The sequence below is a fragment of the Chromohalobacter nigrandesensis genome (genome assembly GCF_023061285.1).
Taxonomy (GTDB): Bacteria; Pseudomonadota; Gammaproteobacteria; order Pseudomonadales; family Halomonadaceae; genus Chromohalobacter; species Chromohalobacter nigrandesensis.
Map to the genome: position 1 here is coordinate 230,430 of NZ_JAKGAM010000002.1, position 22,610 is coordinate 253,039.

A 22,610-nucleotide genomic window follows, 5' to 3' on the forward strand; every position below is an offset into this window, starting at 1 on the left:
TGACGCCATGTTTCAACTCACGCGCAGCGTCACCTGGCGCGCTCTCGAACGTCTCAACCGCGAGACCGCCAACGACCGCATCAGCGACTACTTCGTCGCCGACCCCAAGCGCTTCGACAAGATGAGCCTGCGAGTCGGTGGCCTGTTCCTGGATTACTCCAAGCATCATATCTCCGATGCCGTGCTCGCCAAGCTTCTCGAGCTCGCCGATCATTCAGCGCTGGTGCAGCGCCGTGCGCAGATGTTTTCCGGTGACATCATCAATGTCACCGAAGACCGTCCGGTCCTGCATACCGCCTTGCGCCATTTGGGCAACGAGCCGGTCTATGCCGATGGCAAGGACGTCATGCCCGAGATCCAGAGCACACGCGAACAGATCAAGCGCTTCTCCGAAGAAGTACGCAGCGGTGAATGGAAGGGCTACAGCGGCAAGCGTATCAAGGACGTGGTCAACATCGGCATCGGCGGCTCCGACCTGGGGCCCAACATGGCCTGCCGCGCGTTGCTCAAGTACCGCCACAACGAGCTCAACTTCCACTTCGTTTCCAATGTCGACGGCGCGCACATTCAGAAAGTGCTGAGAGCGCTCGACCCGGCAACCACGCTGTTCATCGTCTCGACCAAGACCTTCTCTACCCAGGAGACGCTGCTCAACGCCAAGACCGCACGCCGCTGGTTCCTCGACAATGCCGGTGAGGACGCCGACGTCGGCGCGCATTTCATTGCCGCCTCGACCAACCGCAAAGCGGCAATGGAGTTCGGCATTCGCGAGGAGAACGTCTTCGAATTCTGGGCCTGGGTCGGCGGACGGTACTCGATGTGGTCGTCGATCGGACTGCCCATCGCGCTGTCCATCGGCTTCGAAGGGTTCATGGAGCTCCTCGAAGGTGCCCATGAGATGGACCAGCACTTCATCGAGGCACCGTTCGCCGAGAACATGCCGGTGCTCATGGCGTTGATCGGTATCTGGTACATCAATTTCATCGGCGCCGAAACGCAAGCCATCGTGCCCTACGACCAGGCACTGCATCAGCTACCATCGTTTCTCCAGCAGCTCGACATGGAATCCAACGGCAAGTCGGTGGATATTTTCGACCAGCCGGTGAATTACAAGACCGGCCCCATCGTCTGGGGGCAAACAGGCTCCAATGGACAACACGCGTTCTTTCAATTGCTGCACCAGGGCACGCGCTACGTCCCCATCGACTTCATCGCCTCGCTCAAGCCCGAGCCGGAATTCGAGGATCATCACTTCGCCTTGCTCACCAACATGCTGGCGCAGGCCAACGCCTTCATGGAAGGCAGCCAGGACGGCAGCCAGCTCGATCCCTACAGCTGCCCCGGCAACCGCCCCTCGAGCACCCTGTTGCTCGATGAGTTGACACCCAAGAACCTGGGCGCACTCATCGCGCTATACGAACACAAGGTCTTCGTTCAGGGCGTAATCTGGAACATCAACTCCTTCGACCAATGGGGTGTGCAGCTCGGCAAGCGTATCGCCGGTGAGATCAGCGAACGTATCGACACCAATGCCGCAGATTTCGACGCCTCGACCCAAGGCTTGCTGTCGCTGGTGCGTGAGCACTTCCCGACCGCGACCACCCAGAACAAGACAAAAGCGCGTGGCAAGAAACCCCAGGGGAATGCGTCATGACACCGCTGATCGCCTTCGGCGAAGCCCTCGTCGACATGCTCTCGAATCGTTTGGATGGTGCCACCGAAGACACCCCGGAAACCTTCACGCCCTACGCCGGCGGCGCCCCGGCCAATGTCGCCGTGGCCTGCGCCCGTCTGGGAATGTCGAGTCGTTTCCTGGGTATGCTCGGCGAGGATCGCTTCGGCGATTTTCTCGTCGAGGAACTCGCGCGGCATGGTGTGTCGGTCGAGGACATCCGCCGCACGCGCGAGGCACGTACCGCCCTGGCATTCGTCTCACGCGATGCCCAGGGCGAACGGCGCTTCGACTTCTATCGCCCGCCCGCGGCGGATCTGCTTTACCGTCTCGAGCATTTGCCCACCGGCATCTTCGCCGAGCCGGCGATTCTTCACCTGTGCAGCAACAGCCTCACCGATGACGCCATCGCCGAGACCACGCTGAGCATCGCCGACATTGCTCGGCGCGGCGAAGCCTTGATCAGCGTCGATGCCAACCTGCGCCACAACCTGTGGCCCGATAATCGTGTCGATATCGGCCGCGTCACCGCCCTGCTCGACCACGCGCATCTGCTCAAGCTGTCCCGCGAGGAACTCGACCTGCTACGCGGCGATCACGACGCCGATACCTGGCTGCAATGGCGTCTCGCCGCTGGTGTGCGCCTGATCGTGATCACCGATGGGCCAGCCCCGGTCATCGTGCATCGGCTTGGCAACGCCATTCACGTCACGCCGCCCGACGTGACGGCCGTGGACACCACCGCCGGAGGCGATGCCTTCGTGGGCGGCCTGCTGGCGCAACTGGCCGAGGCCGATGTCACCGCTGCCACACTTGGCGACTGGTGTCAGGACGAGGCCCGCTTGCGAGACGCCACCCAGCGTGCCTGTCGCTGCGGGGCCTTCGCCGTGACGCGCCCCGGCGCCTATACGGCACTGCCCACCCGCGACGACCTCGACGCCATGCGCTGAAATACAGCGAGCGCCCCCAAGGGCGCTCGACATGCTTGTCGTCTCACCGAAGCTCACAGCAAGGCGTTGAATTGCTTGAGCCATTCGGGGTGCGCTGGCCAGGCCGGGGCGCTGACCAAACGCCCGCAGGTCACCGCTTGATCCGCCGCGAGATCGACGAATTCGCCACCGGCCAAGCGTACTTCCGGCGCGCAGGCGGGATACGCCGAGACACGCCGTCCGGCAAGCGATGCCGCAGCGGCAAGTAACTGGGCCCCATGGCAGATCGAGGCGACGGGCTTGTCGGCCTCCAGAAAGTGCCGCACGATGGCCAGAACGCGCTCATCGAGGCGCAGATACTCCGGAGCGCGTCCGCCCGGCACCACCAGCGCCTCGTAGCTCGATGCTTCGACCTCGGCGAAGCTGGCATTGACGATGAAGTGGTGGCCGGGCTTTTCGGAATAGGTCTGATCACCCTCGAAATCGTGAATGGCCGTCTTGACGCTATCGCCCTTTTTCTTGTCCGGGCAGACCGCATCGACGTCATGTCCCATCGCCTGCAGTGCCTGGAAGGGCACCATAATCTCGTAGTCCTCGACGAAATCACCGGCAATCACGAGTATTCTGGCCATGCGTTGAGCTCCTGCGCGAAGGTGGGAAACGGATTGCTTTTACTCTTTCAGCGTAGTGCCTACTAGGCTGCCTCGCACATGGAAATGGCGCCACGCGCCCACACTCGATGGAGACCCAAGATGCATGGATTGCACCGCTTCGCCGCCCTGGCTCTCGTCGCCTGCTGGGCCAGTCTCGGGATTATCGCCGGCGCGCATGCCGCCGCTCCCCAGCCCTTCGATGCTACCTACCACCTGCGCCTCGACGGCTGGCCGGATGCCGACGTCCATCATCGTCTCAGCCATCTTTCGGGGAACGACTGGCAAAGCGAGATGCGCGCCAGCATCCTCACCGCCGAGGGTTACGAGCGTGGCAAGTTCCGCCTCGATGGCGACGACCTGCAGGCCTGGCATTATGCCAGTGGCTATTCGCTGTTCGGCATCGGGGAGCGTTACCACCTGTCGGCAAGCGATCTCGCCAAGTTGCCCGATCGCCAGAGCGCCTTGTTCCAATTATCCCGCGAGTTGGGCGACGCCCCCTGCCAAGGTAGCGAATCCACACCATGCAAGCTGGCGTATGCCGACCACAAGGGACGTACCGAGCATTTCGCATATCGCGTCGCGGCACCGCAAACGCTTGAGGTCCCGGCCGGCGAGTTCGACGCGCGCTGGGTCGATGGGTGGAATCCGGAAAAGCCCGACCGCCGCCTGCGCCTGGCTTTTTCGTCGACCACGCCCGGTTTGCTGATCAGCGTGGAATACTATCGCGACGGCGAGTTGACGAGTCGCATGGCGTTGACCGAAATAAGCCGATGAAAGCTGCTAACCACCCATAAGCAAAAGCTTTTGCGTGCTCCACTCGACTCACATAGAGTGACCGCTTACAAGGCGACTTACACTCCCAGGAGCGGGCATGCTGGCCGGACTTTTGTTGATACTGCTGCCTTTGATCGTGGGCTATCTAGTGCCAGTACGTCATGCTGGCGTGCTGGCCACGATCGACCGCGGCGTCAATGGCTCGGTCTACGTCATCCTGTTCCTGATGGGCATCAGTCTGGCGGGGCTCGAGGATCTGCTCGGCCAGCTCTCGCAGATGAGCGGCCAGGCCGCGACCTTGTTCGCGATCATCACTCCGCTCAACCTGCTGGCGCTGGCCTGGCTGTCACGTCGCAGCCACCTGCGCGCCGGACAGTCTCCCCGCCTCCCCGATGCACCGACCAGCACCGGCGCGGCATTGCTCGGCTCGCTATCGCTGGCCGGCGTGGTGGTCCTGGGAACGCTGTGCGGCGTTGCGGCCGACCATTGGGACGCCGGGATCGTACACGCCTGGGCGGAGCCGCTCGCCGAATGGACGCTCTATCTGCTACTGGCACTGATCGGCTGTCAATTGCGCAACTCGGGGATGCCACTCAAGCAGATCCTGCTCAATCGCCATGGCCTGGTCATCGCCATCAGCGTGGCGCTCAGCTCGCTGCTGGGTGGCCTGCTGGCCGCCCCACTGCTCGACCTGCGCTGGAACGAAGGCCTCGCCATGGCCGCCGGTTTCGGCTGGTATTCACTCTCCGGGATTCTCATCGGCGACCAACTCGGGCCCGTGCTCGGCGGTGTGGCCTTCTTCAACGATCTGGCACGCGAACTCTTCGCCTTCCTGCTCATCCCTCTGGTCATTCATCGCGCCGCCCCACTGGCCATCGGCTATGGCGGCGCCACGTCCATGGACTTCACCCTGCCCGTCATCCAACAGCACGGTGGCGTGGCCTGCGTGCCCATCGCCATCGTCAACGGTTTCCTGCTATCGCTACTCTCGCCACCGCTGATCTTGCTCTTGCTATCTTTCTAATCTCGCTTGCGACCATGGCCCAACAGTCATCTCCAGACGATGATGCTAACCTCCGAAAACGTTACCGCTAACATTGCGGCATAACATAACAAGGAGATGGGGACACACATGCCGCGTCGTTCGTCGGGTCGCGTCACGCTTCAGGATATCGCCGAACGCGTCGGCGTCAGCAAAGTCACAGTCTCGCGTTGCCTGCGTGAGCCACAGCGCGTCTCCGAAACGGTGAGACTGCGCATCGAAGAAGCCATCGAGGCGCTAGATTACATACCCAACCGCCAAGCCGGGGCACTTTCCAGCGGGCGCAGCCTGAGCGTAGCCCTGCTGGTGCCGTCGATTTCCAACTCGGTTTTCTCCGAGGTCCAACGAGGCGTCGATGAAGGGCTGCGCGAGGCGGGCTATCAGGTACTCATGGGCCACACCGGGTACTCGATCCTCGAGGAGGAGCGGCTCATCGACACCTTCCTCGCCTACGGTGTCGACGGCTTCGTGCTCTCCAGTACCCGGCACACCGACTACGCTCATCGTCTGCTGAATCGTGCGCGCCTGCCGGTGGTGGAAACCATGGAGCTGACCGATAACCCACTCGACATCAATGTCGGCCTAGATCAACGTGCGGCTGGGCATGCCATCGGAGAAGCCTTGATCGCTGCCGGCTATCGGCGCATCGGGTTCTGCGGTGCACGGCTCGATTACCGAGTGCAGCAACGCCTGGCCGGCTGGGAAGATGCATTGAAAGCAGCTGGGCTCTCGACGCAGCGCTGCCAGACGACGCCGCGTCCCTCGTCCTATCGACTCGGCGGGGAACTGCTTTCAGCCATGCTCGAACACTGGCCGGACATGGATGCCGTGTTCTGCTGTAACGATGACCTAGCGGCGGGCGCCTTGTTCGAATGCCAACGGCGGCGTCTCGATGTCCCCGGGCAGTTGGCCCTGGCGGGCTTCAACGGCCTCGACATCACCGACGCGACCTGGCCGACGCTGACCACCGTGATCACGCCACGTCGTGCCATTGGTGAACAGGCCGCGCGTCTTCTCGTCGAGCGCTTGCAGGGGGCGCCGTGCGATCCTTCCTGCCATGACATGGGCTTCGAGATCGCCCTGCGTCAAAGCACCTGAGGCCACGCTCAAGCGGGCTGTTGGGCGCCGTGACGCGACACACCCTGCACGCTGAGGGCAACGACATCGTCCAGCGAGGCGTCGATGTTAACGGTAACAGCTTCGTCTTCTCCCGGCACTTCGAGGGTGGCCAACTGACTATCGAGCATGGACTCGCCCTTGAAGAAATGATCCTGCCGCGCCTTCAGACGCTCCAGCAGCACCTCGCGCGTACCGGCCAGATGCACGAAACACAGCGCCTCATCGCCACCACGCAATACGTCGCGATATTCTCGCTTGAGCGCCGAACAGCCGATTACCACGGTCTCCCGGTGATCGCGCCCTTCCCGTACCAGCTCGGACAAACGCGTCAACCACCCGGCACGATCATCGTCATTGAGCGGTTCTCCGCGTGACATCTTTTCCACACTAGTCGCCGAATGATAGTCGTCACCGTCGATGAAGCGCCCGTCGAGCGCCTCGGCCAGACGCTCGCCGACCGACGTCTTGCCGCAGCCCGATACACCCATGACGATGATTCGCCGCGTATTGCTCGTCACCTCGTTCATACTCATTTTTCCTCGTTTCTCTATTCGCCTTTCGGAGCATTGTTGCGGATGTAATGTTACCGGTAACATTCATTTTCCTAAATCCGACGCCAAGGCACAACGCGACCATCGCCGCATCCCCTCGTTGCCGGTCGCGCCTCCAATAGAGGTTTCGTTCACATGGATAACGCCACTACCCTGCTCCTTTCCGCGCTGGGCGGCATCATATTGCTGTTGTATCTGGTCATGCGTCTGCGCCTGCATGCCTTCGTCGCGCTATTGACCGTCAGCCTGATCGTGGGTCTCACCACGGGCATGGATCTCGATGCCATTCTTCAATCCGTACAGGACGGCATGGGGGGAACGCTCGGTTTCGTCGCCACCGTCGTGGGTCTTGGTGCGATGTTCGGCAAGATGCTGGAAGTCTCCGGCGGGGTCGACCGCCTGGCCAGCACATTGCTCAATCGCTTCGGGGAAAACCGCTCACAATGGGCCATGGGGGTCACCGGCTTCCTGGTGGCGATTCCGGTCTTTCTGGATGTCGCCTTCATCATTCTGGTGCCGCTGGTCTATGCCCTGACACGCCGCACCGGGCGCTCCCTGCTCTACTATGGTATCCCGCTCCTCGCCGGGCTTGCAGTTACCCATTCGTTCATTCCCCCGACGCCGGGGCCGATTGCCGTGGCCGAGCTGATCGGCGCCGACCTGGGCTATGTCATCCTCTTCGGCGCCATGGCGGGCTTGCCGGCCATGATCATCGCGGGTCCCATCTTCGGACGCTATATCGCCAAGCATATCGACGTTGGCATTCCCGATTACATGGAACTGCCCAAGGACGAGATCGACAGCACCGGCCTGCCGAGCTTCAAGCTGATCCTCGCCATCATTCTGCTGCCGCTGGTGCTGATCGTGCTCAACACCGTCTCCGGCGCAGTGCTGCCCGACGATAACCCGGTCGTCGCCGCCCTCGCGTTCGTGGGTCATCCCTTCGTGGCACTGACGCTGGCGACACTGCTGTCGTTCGTGTTCCTGGGCACGCGCCGTGGCATGAGCCGCGAGAATGTCATGGAAGTCGCCACCAAGGCGCTCGAACCCGCTGGCATCATCATCCTCGTCACCGGTGCCGGCGGCGTCTTCAAGCAGATGCTGATCGATTCCGGGGTCGGCGATGTCATGGGCCAGATGATGGCCGATAGCGCGCTGCCGCCGATTCTGCTCGCCTTCCTGATCTCCACCGCCGTGCGCGTGGTACAAGGCTCCGCCACCGTGGCGATGATTACCGCCGCCGGGCTGATGGCGCCCTTGATCTCGACACTGGGCCTGGAAGGGCCGGTACTCGGCTTGATCGTGATCGCCATCGCCTCCGGGGCCACCGTGCTCAGCCACGTCAACGACTCGGGCTTCTGGCTGGTCAACCGCTACTTCGGCCTGACCGAGGCGCAGACGCTGAAAAGCTGGACGGTGATGGAGACCCTGATCGGGCTGGTGGGCCTGGTCATGGCGCTGATCATCGGGCTGTTCGTGTAATGCCACTTCCTACACGCAACGCATGAAAACGCAGAAGGGGCCTAGAAAGCCCCTTCTGCGTTTGCCGCTCGCTGTTTCTATCTTTCCGCTTCGCGCATCTCGATCACGGCCAAGGCTTACAGCTTATACAGCCTGACCACGTCGTCGATACTCGCCAGGCGACGCTGCGCCAGTGCTTCCCCCAGCGCCTTGCCGCGATAGCCTTCCTCGAGCAACGCCTGCGCCTGAACCGCACTCGCGAACTGCCAAGCCTCACCCACACATTCGGCCAACGCCGGTGCTTCCAGCGCCAGATAACGCTGCAAGGGCTCGACACGTTCGGACCGCCGCCAGGCATCGATGGCATCGAACCAGGCCAATACGTCGGCGCCCTCCAATCTACGGTCTTTATCCGTCTGCCACAGCGCCCGGGTGCGTGCCACCTGGCGAGCGAGATCGCGCCACGTATTGGGCACGCGCAGGCGCTCGCACAAGGCCTCACGCGCATCATCGGCCAGGGCTTCGAGCAAGCGTGCCCAGCGCCACATCGCGGGGTCGTCGTTGGCGGGCAAGATCGCCATCGCGGCCTCGCCCCGCGCGAGGTCGGCGTCGTCGTCCAGTTCCGGCATCCACACGGCCAGAGCCCCGCACTCTTGCAGCGCTGTGAAATAGGCGATGGGACGCGGTTCACCCAGTGCCTTGACGGTCTCCTGCCAGACACGCTCGGCGACAAGGTGGCCGATTTCGCCGCTGTCGCACAGCCAGCGCATCAAGCGCTTCGTGTCGTCGGCAATGACAAAGCCCAACTCGCGATAGCGCGCCCAGAAGCGCGCCGTGCGCAGCACGCGCAAGGGGTCTTCGACGAACGCCTCGGAGACATGACGCAGCACGCGCGCCTCGAGATCCCGCGCACCCTGGAAAGGATCGACCAGATGCCCCGCAGCGTCTTCCGCCATGGCGTTGATAGTCAGGTCGCGGCGTGCCAGGTCTTCCTCGAGGGTCACTTCGGGGCTGGCATGAACCACAAACCCGGTATACCCATGGCCCTGCTTGCGCTCGGTACGCGCCAGGGCATATTCCTCGTGGGTCACCGGGTGCAGAAAGACCGGAAAGTCGCGCCCCACGGGAATGAATCCCCGCGCGCTGAGTGCGTCCGGCGTAGCGCCGACCACGACCCAGTCCTCGTCGGTGACCGGCCAGCCCAGGCGCGCATCGCGCACCGCACCGCCGACCCGGTAGACGGCGAAACCTTCGAGCAGATCGCGCGGCGCGTTCATGGGCTCAGTGCTCGACCCGTTCGGGATGACGCGCGGCCCAATCGGTGAAGCCGCCGTCCAGGCTATAGACATCGCTAAAGCCTTGGGCCGCCAGCCAGGTCGCCGCCTGCTGGCTGGAATGACCGTGATAACAGACCACGACCATCGGGCGTTCGCGCGGCGCCTGCTCGAACAATTCCGCCACGCTGGCGTTGTCGAGGTGGTGGCTGCCGGGAATATGCCCTTGTGAATAACTCAACGGGTCACGGATATCGACCAGCGTCAGCTCATGGGCACTATCGAGCCATTCAGCCAACGTAGTCGGCGCAAGGTGGGTAAAGTTTGTCTCGTCGGACATGTAATCGCTCCTTGAGGGTAGACTCAACGCCGCGGATGGGCCGGCTCGACGTAGCGTTCGCCGCTTTCCAGATCGACCGCGGTCAGCTCGCTGCCCCACACGCAGCCGGTATCCAGCGCCAGGGCACGCACACGGGCGTCGGGAGTCTTGCCCTCCAGCGCCGCCCAGTGGCCGAAGACGATACGCGGGTCATCATGGCGCGGGTAGGTGAACCAGGGCGCGAACCCCTCGGGCGCACTATCCAGCCCTTCCTTGGCATCGAAGTCGAGCGTGCCGTCGGCGGCGATGAAGCGCATGCGCGTGAAGGTATTGACGATGACCCGCAAACGCTCGATGCCACGCAGGTCCTCCGACCAGCGCGCCGGTGAATTGCCGTACATCGCCGCCAGGAAGTCGCCCACCGCATCGCCGCGCAGCACCGCCTCGACCTCGGCGGCATAATCGCTCGCCTGGGTCAGCGACCAATGTGGCGGCAGTCCGGCATGCACCATGACGGCGTCGAGCGCGGCATCATGCACCAACAGCGGCTGGCGACGCAGCCAATCGAGCAGCTCGTCGCGGTCATCGGCCTCGAGAATCGGTTGCAACGTATCGGAACGCTTGAGAGGTGCGTCGGCCCAGGCCGCCGCCAACAAATGAAAATCGTGGTTGCCCAGTACTACCCGGGCACTGTCGCCCAGCGCCTTAACGGCACGTAGACAGTCAAGCGACCCTGGGCCACGGTTGACCAGATCGCCCACCAGCCACAGGCGGTCGCGCTGCGGATCGAAGGCGATCCGCTCGAGCAGCGCCGCGAATTCTTCATGGCAACCCTGAAGGTCGCCGATAGCATATGTCGACATATTTCTCCCGACACTCAGTGTATCTGGTTGGGCCCCGCGAGACGGAAGGCCGCGATGGGGACCTCGAAGGCGCGCTGCTCGGTCGTGTCCAGGCAGGTGTAACTGCCTTCCATGACGCCCACCGGACCATCGAGCACCGCGCGGCTGGTATAGCGAAAGCGCTGGCCGGGGCCGATCAATGGCTGCTGCCCGACGACCCCCTTGCCGCGCACTTCCTGCACCTTGCCACTGCTCTGGGTAATCTGCCAATGGCGCGCCAGCAGCTGTATCGAGCGCCCCGAACGATTGTGCACGGTAATCGTATAACTGAAGACATAACGCTGTTCGGCGGGGGCGGATTCACCTGCCTGGTAGGCGGGTTCGACCTCCACCTGGACATCCGCAGCCACTTCGTTCATGGCATCGCTCCCGCGACATGGTTGGCGATACGCACCAGTTCCTCGACGTTCAACGTCTGCGGGCGTCGACCCGCGTCGATCTCCAAGGTATCCCAAGCCGCATCGTCGAGACGCCCCTTGAAGTTGTTACGCAACGTCTTGCGACGCTGACCGAAGGCCTCGCGCACAATGTCACCGAACAACGCCTCATCATGCGCGACATGCGGCGGCTCGGCGTGCGGCACCAGACGCACGATCGCCGACTCGACCTTGGGGCGCGGCGTAAAGGCCTCCGGCGGGACCACGAACAGATTGTCCACGCGGCAATAATACTGCGCCATGACCGACAGGCGGCCCCATGCCGAGCTGCCCGGTGTCGCCGCCAGACGCTCGACGACTTCCCTTTGCAGCATGAAATGCATGTCGGCGATGGCATCGCGCGCCGTCAACAGATGAAAGATCAGCGGCGTGGAAATGTTGTAAGGCAGGTTGCCGATGACACGTAGCGGCTTGCCGGGCGTCTCCCCTTCCGCCGCGAGAGCAGAGAAGTCGAACTTGAGCGCGTCCCCTTCGTGGATGACGAATCCCGGATAATTGAAGAACTGCACCCGCAGCCCCGGAATAAGGTCACGGTCCAGCTCGATGACCTCCAGCACGCCGGCGGCATCCAGTAACTGCTCCGTCAACGCACCTTGCCCGGGGCCGATTTCGATCAAGCGCTGATCGCTCCGTGGTGCGATGACATGCACGATGCGTTGAATGACGCCGGGATCGCGTAAGAAGTTCTGGCCGAAGCGTTTACGGGCCTGGTGGACCGGAGGGCGATTGGACATGGAGGTGGCGTATTCCTTGGGGCAATCGGGCATTCATTCAGGTGCGACATGGCCGCGGCGGGCCATTCTGGCGGCGACATCGAGCGCCACCCACAAGCTACCAGCGTCGGCCTGGCCACTCGCGGCCAAGTCGAGCGCCGTGCCGTGATCGACCGAGGTGCGAATCAGCGGCAGCCCCAGCGTCACGTTGGCGGCTTCGCCGAAACCGGCGTATTTCAGTACCGGCAAGCCCTGGTCGTGATACATGGCGAGCACAGCATCGGCGTGTTTCAGATGATGCGGTGTGAACAACGTATCGGCCGGCAAGGGGCCGATGAGATCGAGCCCATCGCGACGTAGCTCGGCCAGCGCCGGCGCGATGATATCACGCTCTTCGACGCCCAGGTGGCCGTCCTCGCCGGCATGCGGGTTGAGACCGCACACCAGGATACGCGGCCGCGCGATGCCGAAGTGGCAGCGTAGATCCGCATCCAGAATCGTTGTCACGCGGCGCAAACTCTCGGCATCGATGGCATCGGCCACCTCACGCAGGGGGAGATGCGTCGTCGCCAACGCCACGCGCAAGGGCGGCTCGGTGCGCTCGGTGGCCAGCATCATCACTACCTCCTCGACACCACAGGCATCGCGCAGGTATTCGGTGTGGCCGGTAAAGCCGGGATAGCCGCCCTCGATGATCGCGCCCTTGTGCAAGGGTGCGGTGACCATGGCATCGGCGAGGCCATCACGGCAAGCCGCGATGGCGACATCCAGCGTTTCGAGCACATAGGCGGCATTGGCGGGGTCGAGCCGACCGGCTTCGACCGGGGCGCGCAGTCGTACCGGCCACACCGGCAAGACCCCGTCACGCAGCGCAGGCACCGGCGCCCCGTCGGCCAATGGGGCGATGCGCACCACCAGTTCCAGGTGCGCGGCGCGCTCGGCCAGCAATTCGGGATCGCCAATGGCAACGAGGCGTGTCTCGTGATCCTGCCAGGCCGCCGCCAACGCCAGCGTCAAATCCGGGCCGATCCCCGCCGGCTCGCCGGTCGTCAATGCCAGCACCGGAGAAGACGTCATCACTGTTGGCCGTCTTCCAGGCGGTTATCGATATACGCGCCGGAACGGATTTCCTGCGTCCAGGCTTCGAGTTCGTCGTTCACCTTACGCTGGAACAGAGTCTGACGGACCTGTTCGCGTTGAGCATCACGAGTCACGTCCTTCTGGCGACGGTCTTCGAGCTCGATCACGTGATAACCGAAGCGCGAACGCACCGGCTGCGACAACTCGCCGACATCCATGTCGTTCATGGCATCCTCGAACGCCGGCACCATCTGTCCGGGACGCACCCAGCCCAGCTCGCCGCCATCGAGGGCGCTGCCATCGTCGTCGCTATACTGCTGCGCCAGCTCGGCAAAGCTCTCACCCTCCGCGATCCGTTGACGCACTTCTTCGGCCAGCGCTTTGGCCTGCTCATCGTTACGATTCGGATTGGTCCCGATCAGGATATGACGCACTTGGTTCTCGGTGACCACCGTCTGCTGTTCGCCCTGGCCGCCCTGGCCGCCCTGGCCGCCCTGCTGTTCGAGATAGCGCTCCACTTCGCGATCGGTAATGTTGACGCGGCTGGCAACCTGGCTCTGTTGCACCTGGCGCAGCAACATCTCACGGCGTACTTGTTCGCGTACCGCCGCCAGCGACATGCCGTCTTGCTCGAGCGAGTCGGCGAACTCATCCAGCGACATGTCATTGTTCTCGGCGATCTCGCGCACGGCGGCATTGAGCTGCGTATCGTCGATGCTCACATTGGCGCGATCGGCCATCTGCAGTTGGATCTGCTCGACGATCATGCGGTCGAGCACCTGGCGACGCAGGTCCTCCTCGTCCGGTACGGGCACATTGCGGCTAGCCATCTGCTTGCTCACCTGGGCAATGCGATCCTCGAGCTGGCTCTGCATGATCGCATCTTTGTTGACGACCGCCACGATGCGGTCCAGCGGCTGGGGCTGTGCCAGCGCCACCAGTGGTGTCAACACCATCAGTAGCATGAAGCCCAGGGAGGCGAACGATCTCAAGCGCATGAAGTCCTCTCTACGTTACTGTCTTGTCGCCGGCGCATGCCTGAACCGGCAGTGAATAGATACCAATGTGGCTTAGAAGCTCGTCGCCCGATAACCGGGAATGGCTTCCTCGAAGTAACTGTCGGCTTCCTGACCAACGCCCCCCAAGCCCTTGAAGACGAAGCGCAGGAACAGTCCGCGATCCGTGTAGTCGTCATCGATACGATTAGCAGTGTCATTGTCTTCGACCCACTCGCGCCAGACGAGTTGTACGGCGGAGCAACAGTCGTTGAACTGGACACCCGCCAATTGCTCCAGGGCGCGGTCATTGGTGTTGTCATACAAGAAACGACCGATCAGGTCCAGACTCGGCGTCGCCTGGTACGCGAACGACACGTCATAATCTTCGCGATTGTAGCCCAGACGATCCTCGGCATCGTCCTGCGGCTGGAACCCTTCGAGTTGCCAATTGTAGCCAAGGTTCAATACGTGGCCGGCGGGATCCTGATACTGCACATACGCCGAGGCCTTCTCGGTCATGCTGCGGTCGGGATCGTAGAACCAGGAATAGCGACTACGCCAGCGCTCGGTCATCTGCCATTCCAGTTCGGTGATCACCGGCGAGCGGTCCCGCGTGGCGTTGTACCAGTCCTGATAGTTACGCTCACGATCCGGCAAGGTGTCGGGGTCGCCGTTCATATCGATGTTGCGATTGGAGAAATAGCTGCTCTGACCCACCGACAGCGACAAGCGTTCACGCCCGGTAGCATCTTCCAGAAAGCGGGTGGACGCACCATAGGACAGCTTGTTGACATCGCCCAGCCGGTCGGCGCCGGAGAAGCGGTAAGGCGACCACAATTGCCCCCAGGAGACGGCACGCTCGCTGGTATCGAAGTCGGGAAAGTCGCTCTGGTCACGTTCCGGCACATAGGCGTAGTAGAGCCGCGGCTCCAGGGTCTGACGCCAATCGGTACCGAATATTGTGGTGTCGCGCTCGAAAATTAGCCCGGAGTCCATCGACAGCACCGGCGCCACCAGGGAAGGGTCCTCGTCGCGGTCGGTTTGGCGGTTGCCGTAATCGAGTTGATAACTCGACTGCCAGAGCTGCGCACGCGGCTCTAAAAAGCCCCAACTGGGATCGGCGCGCCACCCCAGCGCCGGTGTCAGATGCACGCGCGAGCCATTGGCGGCCTCACGCTCTGGAATTCTACGCCGATTGCCGGTTTCCTCATCCGTCCAGAACCCTTGGCTGTCGACACCGTCGAGGTTGCGCCAGAAGTAGGTCGCATTGGAATTCCACTCCTGGTAGAAGCCGTTGTCCTGACTCCAGCGGGCATCCGCGCTCAGGCTGGGCAGCCGATAGAACGGCTTGTCATCCTCGTCGAGTGGGTAGTCGAGTTTTTGATACCCTTGGGCACGCGCGTCGAGGCGCCAAGTATCGCCACGATAGGTCATGCGCGCCAGACGATCCAGGTGATCGGTATCCTGCTCGGCGAAATTGCGCCCGAAATCATCGAAGTAGCGGCCATCGCTGGCCGCACCATAGGCCAGTTGATAATCCAACTGCGACGAGAAGCGTCCCGCATGCTGATAATCGATGTACCAGCGCGCTTCGTCTTCGAAGGCGTCATCGGGATCGTTGGGATTGTCGCTTTCGCCGCCCCGGTCGCTGGCCAGGTAGGCGCCTTCGACCGTTCCCTGATCGCTACCGAACAAGTAACGGAACTCACCGCCCAGCATGGCGCCATGCTCGCTCATCCAGCGCGGTGACAAGGTGGCATCGTAATTGGGCGCCAGGTTGAGATAGTAGGGCTGGGTATAGTCGAATCCATCGCCCGAGAGCCCCAGCGTCGGCCATAGGAAGCCGCTTTGTCGACGATCGTCGATGGGAAAGCGCACCCATGGCCAGTAGAACACCGGCACATCGCCCATCTCCAGGCGTGCATTGGTCGCGGTACCGAAGCCCTCGGTACGATCCAGGGTCACGTCACTGCCCACCATGCGCCACAGGCGATTACCCGGCTCGCAGGTGGTGAAGCTGGCATCGTCGAGGCGATAGCGGCCGTCGGCCAGGCGTTGAAGCTCGACGGCGTCGCCGCGCAAACGCTGATCGTGAACGACGTAATGCGCGTCGTCGACTTGGGCGGCGTCGCTATCCAGCGCCATGCTGGCATCGCCCCCGCGCACCAGCAGTCCTGGGTTGCGAACCGCCGTCGGTCCCTCGGCGAAGGCATGATCGCGCTCGGCGTTGACACGCACGCGCGGCGACTCGAGTTGCGTCTCGCCACGCCGCAGCGCCACCTCGCCGGACAGCATGGTGCCGCCATCGTCGCCATAGGCCGCATCAGCGGAATCGGTGCGGATCTGCCGAGGCGTGTCGCCGGCGGGTAGCTGATATCCCGGCTCGACGTACCGTCCGCTACACAACGCGCCTTGCGGCGCGCTATCGCCCCAAGGCTGCCAGTCCATCTGCTGCGCGGGCAGGGGAGCGGGAGGCGCTGCGTGGGCAGCGGCGGTCATCAAGCCTGAGAGGGCAGTCCAGAAGAATCGCTTGCCCATGGTCCTCTGTGTCCTTGCCGAGTGGAATCGGTATTATACAGTCCCTGTCGCGTGCGTCTGCCTCGCGAAGACACACCAAGCGCGGCACGCAGACGTATCACGCGGCGCAATGAGCGTCGGCAATGCGCGACGAATGGAGAACGCGCCAGGGAATCGACGCCCAGCATGCGGCGGCGAACCAGGCCCGTCAACACGCAACCCACGAGGAGCCTGCATGAACGAGCGCGCGGAAACCTTGCAACGCTGGGTCGCCCGGCAACACGCCCTACCCTTCGACGCCTGCCCGCTGGAAGACGTCGCCGGCGATGCCAGCTTCCGCCATTACTATCGTTTCCGTCTACCCGACGGAACCCGACGTGTACTGATGGACGCCCCCCCCGAACACGAGAACAGCCAAGCGTTCGTCGACATCGCTCGCGCCTGGCGCGAGGCCCAACTGCCGGTACCTGCCTTGTATGCCGTCGATCTCGAGGCCGGCTTCGTCGAGCTCGAGGATCTGGGCGACGACGTCATGCATCAGCATTTGGGAAGCGAAGCCGATGCCCTCACCTGGTTCGAGCGTGCCCTGCATTTGCTGGAACGTATGCAGCGCCAGGCACCCCGCGACGTCCTGCCCGAGTATGACCGCGCCCTGCTGGCGCGTGAGCTGGATCTTTTCCCCGAGTGGTGCCTCACGCAACTGCTCGAGCTTCCCGCGCCACCCGGCTGGCACGCCCTGCGCGAGTCACTCATCGACAGCGCTCTGGCCCAGCCCCGGGTTGCCGTCCACCGCGACTTCGATGCCATGAATCTAATGCTGCACGAGGACGCATTGTGGCTCATCGACTTCCAGGATGCCGTCAATGGACCGCTCAGCTACGACCTCGTCTCGTTGCTGCGCGGACGCTATCGTCTGTGGCCACAGGCGCGCATGACCGACTTCATAGAGAATTTCCGCCAGCGGGCGCTGGAGGATGGACGCCTGACGTCCATCGACGCCGATACCTTTCATCGGCAGGTCGAGGCCATGGGCGTGCAACGCTCGCTCAAGGTACTGGGGATTTTCTGCCGCCTGACGCTGCGCGATGCCAAGCCGCGCTATCTGGAGCGCCTGCCGCACTTCCTGACGCATTTGCGGCAAGGACTCACGGCGCTCCCCGCGCACGGTGAATTCCTCACCTGGGTGGACACCATCTTCGCCCCCGCGCTAAGCCGCGAACTCGACCGCCGTGGCATCGACCATTCCCTGGAGGAGCGCATTGCATGAAAGCCATGATCCTCGCCGCCGGCATGGGGACGCGGATGCGCCCCCTCACGGACCACTGCCCCAAGCCGTTACTGTCGGTCGCCGACAAGCCATTGATCGTGCACCATCTGGAGCGCCTCGCGACAGCGGGCATCACCGATATCGTCATCAACGTCAGCTATCGCGCCGAGCAGATCGTCGAAGCGCTCGGTGACGGCCAACGTTTCGATGTATCGCTCGCCTACAGCCACGAGACGACGCCCCTCGAGACGGCAGGTGGCATTCGCCACGCACTGCCCTTGCTGGGCGAGGCGCCCTTTCTGCTCATCAATGGTGACGTCTGGTGCGATATCGCGCTGGAGACGCTACCCGAACTGAAGGACGACCTCGCCCATCTGGTACTGGTCGCCAATCCCGACCACCACGCCGAGGGCGACTTCGCCCTCGACGATGCAGGGCGCGTGCGGCTCGACAGCACGACACGCCTAACCTACGCCGGACTGGCGATACTCGACCCCGCGCTCGTCGCCTCGCTACCCGACAACGTACCCGCCAAGCTGGCGCCCCTGCTTCGTGAGGCGATTGCTTCGCAACGTGTCGGCGGCACGCATCACCGCGGTGGCTGGGTGGATGTCGGCACCCCCGAGCGCCTCGAGACGCTGGACACCCGCCTGCGCGGCATTTGAGATCGGCCACGAGCATCCCCACATTGAGTGGACGCGACGTACGGCGAGAGGCGACACAGACACGCCACGCCCGTTACCATGCAAAGTAGTTTCCCGACCACGCACCGGCGTGCGCTACACGCAGACAGATGAGGAATCCCAGACCATGAAAACCAGCATCAAGTGGACCGACGGTCGCCAGTTCGTCGCCGAGGCCGGCAGTGGCCATAGCGTAGTGCTCGATGGCAATCCCGAGCACGACGGTCGCAACACCGGTCCGCGCCCCATGGAAATGATGTTGATGGGCCTGGGCGGCTGCACCTCGTTCGATGTCATGCAGATTCTCGACAAGGCACGTGCCGCCGTGACCGACTGCGTGGCCAGCGTCGAGGCCGAACGTGCCGAGGGCACGCCTTCTGTATTCACCAAGATCCATGTGCATTTCACGGTGACGGGACACAGCCTCAAGGAGGCCCAGGTCAAGCGCGCGGTGGAACTCTCCGCCGACAAGTATTGCAGCGCGTCCATCATGCTCGCGCGCGGCGGCGTCGAGATGACGCACTCTTACGAGATCGTCGAGGCGTGAGCCCATGCGGCGTGTGCGTGACGACATGACCCGCATGACGGCGCAGCACTAAACAGTAAGTTGGAAGCAGAAAAAAACCCCCTGTCGGTCAATGTCGACGGGGGTTTGTCGTTGGGGTTCCTTCCGACTGCCATCTTATAACTTATACTTTATAGCTTATAAACCGACCTGGTCATTACCTGCGACATCACCCGCATGCCCAGCTTGAGAGGGGCAGGGAAGCGCGATCCGCCCGCCTCCAGCGCCCAGCGTTCGTGATGCGCTTCGTCGGTGCGCACCTGCTCAAGCACCGCCCGCGAGCGCCTGTCGCCCTGCGGCAGCTTGTTCATGTGATCGTCGAGGTGACGCCCCACCTGCTCCTCGGTGGCGGCGACGAAGCCCAAGCTGATGTTATCGCCCAGCACCCCGGCGAGCGCGCCCATACCGAAAGACGCCGCGTAGAACGCCGGATTGAGATAGCTGGTCCGATCATTGAGCTCGCACAGACGTTCATCGCACCAGGCAAGATGGTCGATTTCCTCGGCCGCCGCCTGTTCCATTTGATCGCGCGTCTCGTGCAGCTTGGCGGTTGACCCTTGGCCCTGATAAAGCGCCTGGGCACATACCTCGCCGGTATGATTGATGCGCATCAGTCCCGCAGCATGGCGACGTTCAGCATCGGTCATTTCAACGTCCTGCTTGCCCACGGCGGGGTTGGCACGAGAAGCACTGGCGGCATGCGGCACCAGCGTACGCAGGATGGTATCGAACTGCTGAATCAAATTGTCGGTGCGGGAAAGCTGACGGGACATATGGGAGTCTCCATGCAACGAAGCGGAGTGTAAAAGCGCGAGCATCGTAAAACCGGGCCACTCGAGGAGCGACCCGGTAGCATCGATGCGTCCATCGCTGGGAAGAAACGCGCAAGATGCCGGCGCGTTACGGTCAGCCCGCTGGCCAAGTGAAGCGACGACCGCCCATCAAATGCATATGCACATGATAGACCGACTGGCCGCCATGGTCATTGCAATTCATCACCACGCGATAACCGTCCTCGGCAAAGCCGAGATCCCGCGCCAGGTGTGCGGCGGTATACTGTAGCCGTCCGACCAACGCCAGATCGCCTGCTTCGATGTCGTTGAGCGTAGCAATGTGCTTTTTGGGGATGATCAGCACATGTGTGGGCGCCTGGGGGTTGATGTCATTGAACGCCAACACATGATCGTCCTCATAGACGATATCGGGCTCGATATCGCGGTTGACCATCTTGCAGAACAGACAATCCATGAGCCTTTCCTCTTCGCGTCGATGTAGAAATAGCTGCCTAGGCCCCGCTTGCAAAATACTTAACGAAAGCGGCGCTGATCCAATAACTGCGTCACCAGCGGCGCCAGAATCAAATCCATGGCCAGCGACATGCGCGCCCCCGGCACGACCAGGGTATGCGGGCGCGTCATGAAAGAGTCGCGAATCATGGTCAGTAGATACGGAAAATCCACCGAGTGCGGATCGCGAAAGCGAATCACCACCATGGACTCGGCGTCGGTGGGGATGTCTTGCATCTCGAAAGGGTTGGACGTATCCACCGTCGGCACACGCTGAAAGTTGATGTGACTACGCGAGAACTGCGGCTGAATATAACGCACGTAATCGTGCATGCGCCCCAGAATGGTGTCGATCACCGACTCCTGGGAATGGCCGCGCAGATTGGTGTCGCGGTGGATCTTCTGGATCCACTCGAGATTCATTGTCGGCGCCACGCCGACCAGCAGGTCGACATGCTTGGCAATATCGTATTCATGCGTCACCAGCCCGCCATGCAGGCCTTCGTAGAATAGCAGGTCGGTGCCGCCGGGCACCGGCTCCCACTCGGTGAAGGTGCCCACCTGATATCCGGCCTCGATATATTGCTTGTCCTCGGCATGGATATAATGGCGATGCATGCCCATGCCCAAGTCGCCGTATTCCTGAAACAGGCCCTCGAGACGGTCGAGCAGGTTGGCTTCCACGGCAAAATGCGACAGCTCGGACTTGCGGCTAGGCTCCTCCTCGAAGATGCGCGCCAGCTCATCGCGTGTATAGCGATGAAAGGCATCGCCATCGACAAACGCCGCGTGAATGTCCTCGCGCGCGAACATCCGCTCGAATGTGCGCTTGACGGTCGTGGTGCCGGCCCCCGAGGAACCGGTCACCGCGATGATCGGATATTCACGCGACATGGGGCGTTTCTCCGCTTCGCAAAACTCTCAATACTCGGCGCATGCTGGCCACGCGCTCGGCACTGCTCGATCGTACAGCTTCCATGTCGCGTTACCCTGCTCGTCGCTTATCATTGGTAGAGCGGCATGCCGAACGCCTCATGCGTTGGCGTCATCGCGCTCCCGGGCCACCGCGCGGTGGGCGATGTCGCGGCGATACAGCGCATCGGGCCAGTCGATCGCCGCCACGCCTTCGTAGGCATGCGCGCGCGCCACCGTGACACGCGCGCCCAAGGCCGTCACACATAGCACGCGGCCACCGCTGGTCACGACCCGACCATCGTCGCGCAAGGCAGTACCTGCATGGAATACCTTGCAGCCAACGGCCTCGGCCCCCTCCAAGCCGTCGATGACATCACCCTTGCGGTAAGCGTCGGGATAACCGCCGGCCGCCATGACCACGCCCACCGCCGCGCGCGTGTCCCAATCGCATTGCTGGGTCGCAAGCTGGCCTTGGGTCGCCGCCAGGCACAGCGCCACCAGGTCCGATTTCAAGCGCATCAGGATGGGCTGGGTTTCCGGATCACCGAAGCGGCAGTTGTATTCGATCACCTTGGGCGCGCCTTGCGGCGAGATCATCAGCCCGGCGTACAAGAAGCCCGTATAGGGCTGTCCTTCGGCTGCCATGCCGCGCACCGTGGGCAGAATGACCTCATCCATGATGCGCTGCTCGACCGCCGGGGTCACCACAGGCGCCGGCGAATAGGCACCCATGCCCCCCGTATTGGGGCCGGTATCGCCATCGCCGGCACGCTTGTGATCCTGGCTGGTGGCCATCGGCAATACGTGGTCGCCATCCACCATGACGATGAAGCTGGCTTCCTCGCCTTCCAGAAACTCCTCGATCACCACCCGCGCACCGGCATCGCCGAAGGCATTGCCGGCGAGAATGTCACGCACCGCCGCGTCGGCTTCCTCCAGCGTCATGGCCACGATCACTCCCTTGCCAGCGGCGAGGCCGTCGGCCTTGATGACGATCGGCGCGCCCTGCTCGCGCACATAGGCCAGCGCCGGTTCGATATCGGTGAAGGTGGCATAGGCAGCGGTGGGAATCGCATGCCGGGCCAGGAAGTCCTTGGCGAAGGCCTTGGAGCCTTCCAACTGGGCGGCCGCCTGGGTGGGGCCGAAGATCGCCAGTCCCGCCGCCTGAAAGCGATCGACCACGCCCTCGACCAGTGGCGCTTCGGGACCGACGATGGTCAGCTCCACACCGCTGTCACGCGCAAAGGCCTCCAGCCCCACCAAATCGGTGGCGGCAATATCCACGTTGGTGAGTTTCGACTCGCGCGCCGTGCCGGCGTTGCCCGGCGCCACGAAAACGGCATCGACCCGTGGAGATTGGGCTGCCTTCCAGGCGAGTGCGTGCTCGCGGCCACCGCCGCCGATGATCAAAACCTTCATCTGGATAAGACCTTATGGAGCTATGACGAAAAAT

Annotated in this window: 23 protein-coding genes; 9 read left to right on the plus strand and 14 right to left on the minus strand. The window is 62.8% G+C overall.

Translation table 11 applies throughout. The annotated features are described in order from the left end of the window. Nucleotides 1–7: 7 nt before the first annotated feature. Together pgi and L1073_RS04560 are read left to right on the plus strand one after the other, a co-directional pair. Nucleotides 8–1,654, plus strand: coding sequence for a glucose-6-phosphate isomerase (gene pgi / locus L1073_RS04555; protein ID WP_246897155.1), 1,647 nt, complete (start codon nt 8–10; stop codon nt 1,652–1,654). Further along, the gene (locus L1073_RS04560) at nt 1,651–2,622 is read left to right on the plus strand and encodes a carbohydrate kinase family protein (RefSeq protein ID WP_246897156.1); all 972 of its coding nucleotides are present in this window, start codon (nt 1,651–1,653) and stop codon (nt 2,620–2,622) included. Before pgi ends, L1073_RS04560 begins: the two co-directional genes overlap by 4 nt. Before the next feature lie 53 nt (nt 2,623–2,675). On the opposite strand, the gene L1073_RS04565 is transcribed toward L1073_RS04560, so the two are convergent. Further along, nucleotides 2,676–3,233, minus strand: coding sequence for a DJ-1/PfpI family protein (locus L1073_RS04565; protein WP_246897157.1), 558 nt, complete (start codon nt 3,231–3,233; stop codon nt 2,676–2,678). Nucleotides 3,234–3,353: 120 nt separating this feature from the next. Between L1073_RS04565 and L1073_RS04570 the strand changes: the two genes are divergently transcribed. The 3 genes from L1073_RS04570 to L1073_RS04580 all read left to right on the plus strand — a co-directional run bounded on the left by L1073_RS04570 (nt 3,354) and on the right by L1073_RS04580 (nt 6,168). Continuing rightward, nucleotides 3,354–4,028, plus strand: coding sequence for a hypothetical protein (locus L1073_RS04570; protein WP_246897158.1), 675 nt, complete (start codon nt 3,354–3,356; stop codon nt 4,026–4,028). A gap of 97 nt (nt 4,029–4,125) precedes the next feature. Further along, a complete protein-coding gene (locus tag L1073_RS04575; protein WP_246897159.1) occupies nt 4,126–5,052 on the plus strand; it encodes a LysO family transporter in 927 nt (308 codons plus the stop codon). Nucleotides 5,053–5,160: 108 nt separating this feature from the next. Beyond that, nucleotides 5,161–6,168, plus strand: coding sequence for a LacI family DNA-binding transcriptional regulator (locus tag L1073_RS04580; protein ID WP_246897160.1), 1,008 nt, complete (start codon nt 5,161–5,163; stop codon nt 6,166–6,168). Between the two features lie 8 nt (nt 6,169–6,176). Here the strand turns inward: L1073_RS04580 and L1073_RS04585 are convergent, their stop codons facing one another. Further along, the gene (locus tag L1073_RS04585; protein ID WP_246897161.1) at nt 6,177–6,716 is read right to left on the minus strand and encodes a gluconokinase; all 540 of its coding nucleotides are present in this window, start codon (nt 6,714–6,716) and stop codon (nt 6,177–6,179) included. A 159-nt stretch (nt 6,717–6,875) separates the two neighbouring features. On the opposite strand from L1073_RS04585, the gene L1073_RS04590 reads away from it, so the two are divergent. Further along, nucleotides 6,876–8,222, plus strand: coding sequence for a GntT/GntP/DsdX family permease (locus L1073_RS04590; protein WP_246897162.1), 1,347 nt, complete (start codon nt 6,876–6,878; stop codon nt 8,220–8,222). Nucleotides 8,223–8,338: 116 nt separating this feature from the next. Here L1073_RS04590 and L1073_RS04595 read toward each other — a convergent pair whose 3' ends face one another. From L1073_RS04595 to L1073_RS04630, 8 genes are all read right to left on the minus strand, one after another. Beyond that, the gene (locus L1073_RS04595; RefSeq protein ID WP_246897163.1) at nt 8,339–9,478 is read right to left on the minus strand and encodes a tRNA nucleotidyltransferase/poly(A) polymerase-related protein; all 1,140 of its coding nucleotides are present in this window, start codon (nt 9,476–9,478) and stop codon (nt 8,339–8,341) included. Nucleotides 9,479–9,482: 4 nt separating this feature from the next. Further along, nucleotides 9,483–9,815: a thiosulfate sulfurtransferase GlpE gene (glpE, locus tag L1073_RS04600; protein WP_246897164.1), complete on the minus strand. Its 333-nt coding sequence runs from the start codon at nt 9,813–9,815 to the stop codon at nt 9,483–9,485. A gap of 23 nt (nt 9,816–9,838) precedes the next feature. Beyond that, a complete protein-coding gene (locus L1073_RS04605; protein WP_246897165.1) occupies nt 9,839–10,657 on the minus strand; it encodes a symmetrical bis(5'-nucleosyl)-tetraphosphatase in 819 nt (272 codons plus the stop codon). A gap of 14 nt (nt 10,658–10,671) precedes the next feature. Beyond that, nucleotides 10,672–11,055, minus strand: coding sequence for a Co2+/Mg2+ efflux protein ApaG (gene apaG, locus L1073_RS04610; protein ID WP_246897166.1), 384 nt, complete (start codon nt 11,053–11,055; stop codon nt 10,672–10,674). Next, complete coding sequence (gene rsmA / locus L1073_RS04615) at nt 11,052–11,867, minus strand: 16S rRNA (adenine(1518)-N(6)/adenine(1519)-N(6))-dimethyltransferase RsmA (RefSeq protein ID WP_246897167.1); 816 nt, start codon at nt 11,865–11,867, stop codon at nt 11,052–11,054. Before rsmA ends, apaG begins: the two co-directional genes overlap by 4 nt. A gap of 33 nt (nt 11,868–11,900) precedes the next feature. Beyond that, nucleotides 11,901–12,923: a 4-hydroxythreonine-4-phosphate dehydrogenase PdxA gene (gene pdxA / locus L1073_RS04620; protein WP_246897168.1), complete on the minus strand. Its 1,023-nt coding sequence runs from the start codon at nt 12,921–12,923 to the stop codon at nt 11,901–11,903. Continuing rightward, nucleotides 12,923–13,924, minus strand: a complete 1,002-nt coding sequence (locus tag L1073_RS04625) for a peptidylprolyl isomerase (RefSeq protein ID WP_246897169.1) — start codon at nt 13,922–13,924, stop codon at nt 12,923–12,925. Before L1073_RS04625 ends, pdxA begins: the two co-directional genes overlap by 1 nt. A 72-nt stretch (nt 13,925–13,996) precedes the next feature. Beyond that, complete coding sequence (locus L1073_RS04630) at nt 13,997–16,462, minus strand: LPS-assembly protein LptD (RefSeq protein ID WP_246897170.1); 2,466 nt, start codon at nt 16,460–16,462, stop codon at nt 13,997–13,999. A 214-nt stretch (nt 16,463–16,676) separates the two neighbouring features. Between L1073_RS04630 and L1073_RS04635 the strand changes: the two genes are divergently transcribed. From L1073_RS04635 to L1073_RS04645, 3 genes are all read left to right on the plus strand, one after another. Beyond that, a complete protein-coding gene (locus L1073_RS04635; RefSeq protein WP_246897171.1) occupies nt 16,677–17,708 on the plus strand; it encodes an aminoglycoside phosphotransferase family protein in 1,032 nt (343 codons plus the stop codon). Further along, entirely contained in the window at nt 17,705–18,373 is a 669-nt protein-coding gene (gene murU / locus L1073_RS04640) for an N-acetylmuramate alpha-1-phosphate uridylyltransferase MurU (RefSeq protein WP_246897172.1), read from the plus strand. The genes L1073_RS04635 and murU overlap by 4 nt, the downstream gene beginning before the upstream one ends. 145 nt (nt 18,374–18,518) lie before the next feature. After that, nucleotides 18,519–18,938 carry an OsmC family protein gene (locus tag L1073_RS04645; RefSeq protein ID WP_246897173.1) on the plus strand — a complete coding sequence of 140 codons (420 nt, stop codon included), beginning with the start codon at nt 18,519–18,521 and terminating at the stop codon, nt 18,936–18,938. A 149-nt stretch (nt 18,939–19,087) separates the two neighbouring features. Here L1073_RS04645 and coq7 read toward each other — a convergent pair whose 3' ends face one another. The 4 genes from coq7 to purD form a co-directional block, all read right to left on the minus strand. Continuing rightward, nucleotides 19,088–19,729 carry a 2-polyprenyl-3-methyl-6-methoxy-1,4-benzoquinone monooxygenase gene (gene coq7 / locus L1073_RS04650; protein ID WP_246897174.1) on the minus strand — a complete coding sequence of 214 codons (642 nt, stop codon included), beginning with the start codon at nt 19,727–19,729 and terminating at the stop codon, nt 19,088–19,090. A 133-nt stretch (nt 19,730–19,862) separates the two neighbouring features. Beyond that, the gene (locus tag L1073_RS04655) at nt 19,863–20,204 is read right to left on the minus strand and encodes a histidine triad nucleotide-binding protein (protein ID WP_246897175.1); all 342 of its coding nucleotides are present in this window, start codon (nt 20,202–20,204) and stop codon (nt 19,863–19,865) included. A 59-nt stretch (nt 20,205–20,263) separates the two neighbouring features. Continuing rightward, nucleotides 20,264–21,136, minus strand: coding sequence for a phosphoribulokinase (locus L1073_RS04660; RefSeq protein WP_246897176.1), 873 nt, complete (start codon nt 21,134–21,136; stop codon nt 20,264–20,266). 138 nt (nt 21,137–21,274) lie between these two features. Next, nucleotides 21,275–22,576 carry a phosphoribosylamine--glycine ligase gene (purD, locus tag L1073_RS04665; protein ID WP_246897177.1) on the minus strand — a complete coding sequence of 434 codons (1,302 nt, stop codon included), beginning with the start codon at nt 22,574–22,576 and terminating at the stop codon, nt 21,275–21,277. Nucleotides 22,577–22,610: the final 34 nt, after the last annotated feature.

Bases quoted from the DNA above. Each gene is read 5' to 3' on its own strand.
- pgi (WP_246897155.1), top strand. From the start codon at position 8: ATGTTTCAACTCACGCGCAGCGTCACCTGGCGCGCTCTCGAACGTCTC.
- L1073_RS04560 (WP_246897156.1), top strand. From the start codon at position 1,651: ATGACACCGCTGATCGCCTTCGGCGAAGCCCTCGTCGACATGCTCTCG.
- L1073_RS04565 (WP_246897157.1), bottom strand. From the start codon at position 3,233: ATGGCCAGAATACTCGTGATTGCCGGTGATTTCGTCGAGGACTACGAG.
- L1073_RS04570 (WP_246897158.1), top strand. From the start codon at position 3,354: ATGCATGGATTGCACCGCTTCGCCGCCCTGGCTCTCGTCGCCTGCTGG.
- L1073_RS04575 (WP_246897159.1), top strand. From the start codon at position 4,126: ATGCTGGCCGGACTTTTGTTGATACTGCTGCCTTTGATCGTGGGCTAT.
- L1073_RS04580 (WP_246897160.1), top strand. From the start codon at position 5,161: ATGCCGCGTCGTTCGTCGGGTCGCGTCACGCTTCAGGATATCGCCGAA.
- L1073_RS04585 (WP_246897161.1), bottom strand. From the start codon at position 6,716: ATGAACGAGGTGACGAGCAATACGCGGCGAATCATCGTCATGGGTGTA.
- L1073_RS04590 (WP_246897162.1), top strand. From the start codon at position 6,876: ATGGATAACGCCACTACCCTGCTCCTTTCCGCGCTGGGCGGCATCATA.
- L1073_RS04595 (WP_246897163.1), bottom strand. From the start codon at position 9,478: ATGAACGCGCCGCGCGATCTGCTCGAAGGTTTCGCCGTCTACCGGGTC.
- glpE (WP_246897164.1), bottom strand. From the start codon at position 9,815: ATGTCCGACGAGACAAACTTTACCCACCTTGCGCCGACTACGTTGGCT.
- L1073_RS04605 (WP_246897165.1), bottom strand. From the start codon at position 10,657: ATGTCGACATATGCTATCGGCGACCTTCAGGGTTGCCATGAAGAATTC.
- apaG (WP_246897166.1), bottom strand. From the start codon at position 11,055: ATGAACGAAGTGGCTGCGGATGTCCAGGTGGAGGTCGAACCCGCCTAC.
- rsmA (WP_246897167.1), bottom strand. From the start codon at position 11,867: ATGTCCAATCGCCCTCCGGTCCACCAGGCCCGTAAACGCTTCGGCCAG.
- pdxA (WP_246897168.1), bottom strand. From the start codon at position 12,923: ATGACGTCTTCTCCGGTGCTGGCATTGACGACCGGCGAGCCGGCGGGG.
- L1073_RS04625 (WP_246897169.1), bottom strand. From the start codon at position 13,924: ATGCGCTTGAGATCGTTCGCCTCCCTGGGCTTCATGCTACTGATGGTG.
- L1073_RS04630 (WP_246897170.1), bottom strand. From the start codon at position 16,462: ATGGGCAAGCGATTCTTCTGGACTGCCCTCTCAGGCTTGATGACCGCC.
- L1073_RS04635 (WP_246897171.1), top strand. From the start codon at position 16,677: ATGAACGAGCGCGCGGAAACCTTGCAACGCTGGGTCGCCCGGCAACAC.
- murU (WP_246897172.1), top strand. From the start codon at position 17,705: ATGAAAGCCATGATCCTCGCCGCCGGCATGGGGACGCGGATGCGCCCC.
- L1073_RS04645 (WP_246897173.1), top strand. From the start codon at position 18,519: ATGAAAACCAGCATCAAGTGGACCGACGGTCGCCAGTTCGTCGCCGAG.
- coq7 (WP_246897174.1), bottom strand. From the start codon at position 19,729: ATGTCCCGTCAGCTTTCCCGCACCGACAATTTGATTCAGCAGTTCGAT.
- L1073_RS04655 (WP_246897175.1), bottom strand. From the start codon at position 20,204: ATGGATTGTCTGTTCTGCAAGATGGTCAACCGCGATATCGAGCCCGAT.
- L1073_RS04660 (WP_246897176.1), bottom strand. From the start codon at position 21,136: ATGTCGCGTGAATATCCGATCATCGCGGTGACCGGTTCCTCGGGGGCC.
- purD (WP_246897177.1), bottom strand. From the start codon at position 22,576: ATGAAGGTTTTGATCATCGGCGGCGGTGGCCGCGAGCACGCACTCGCC.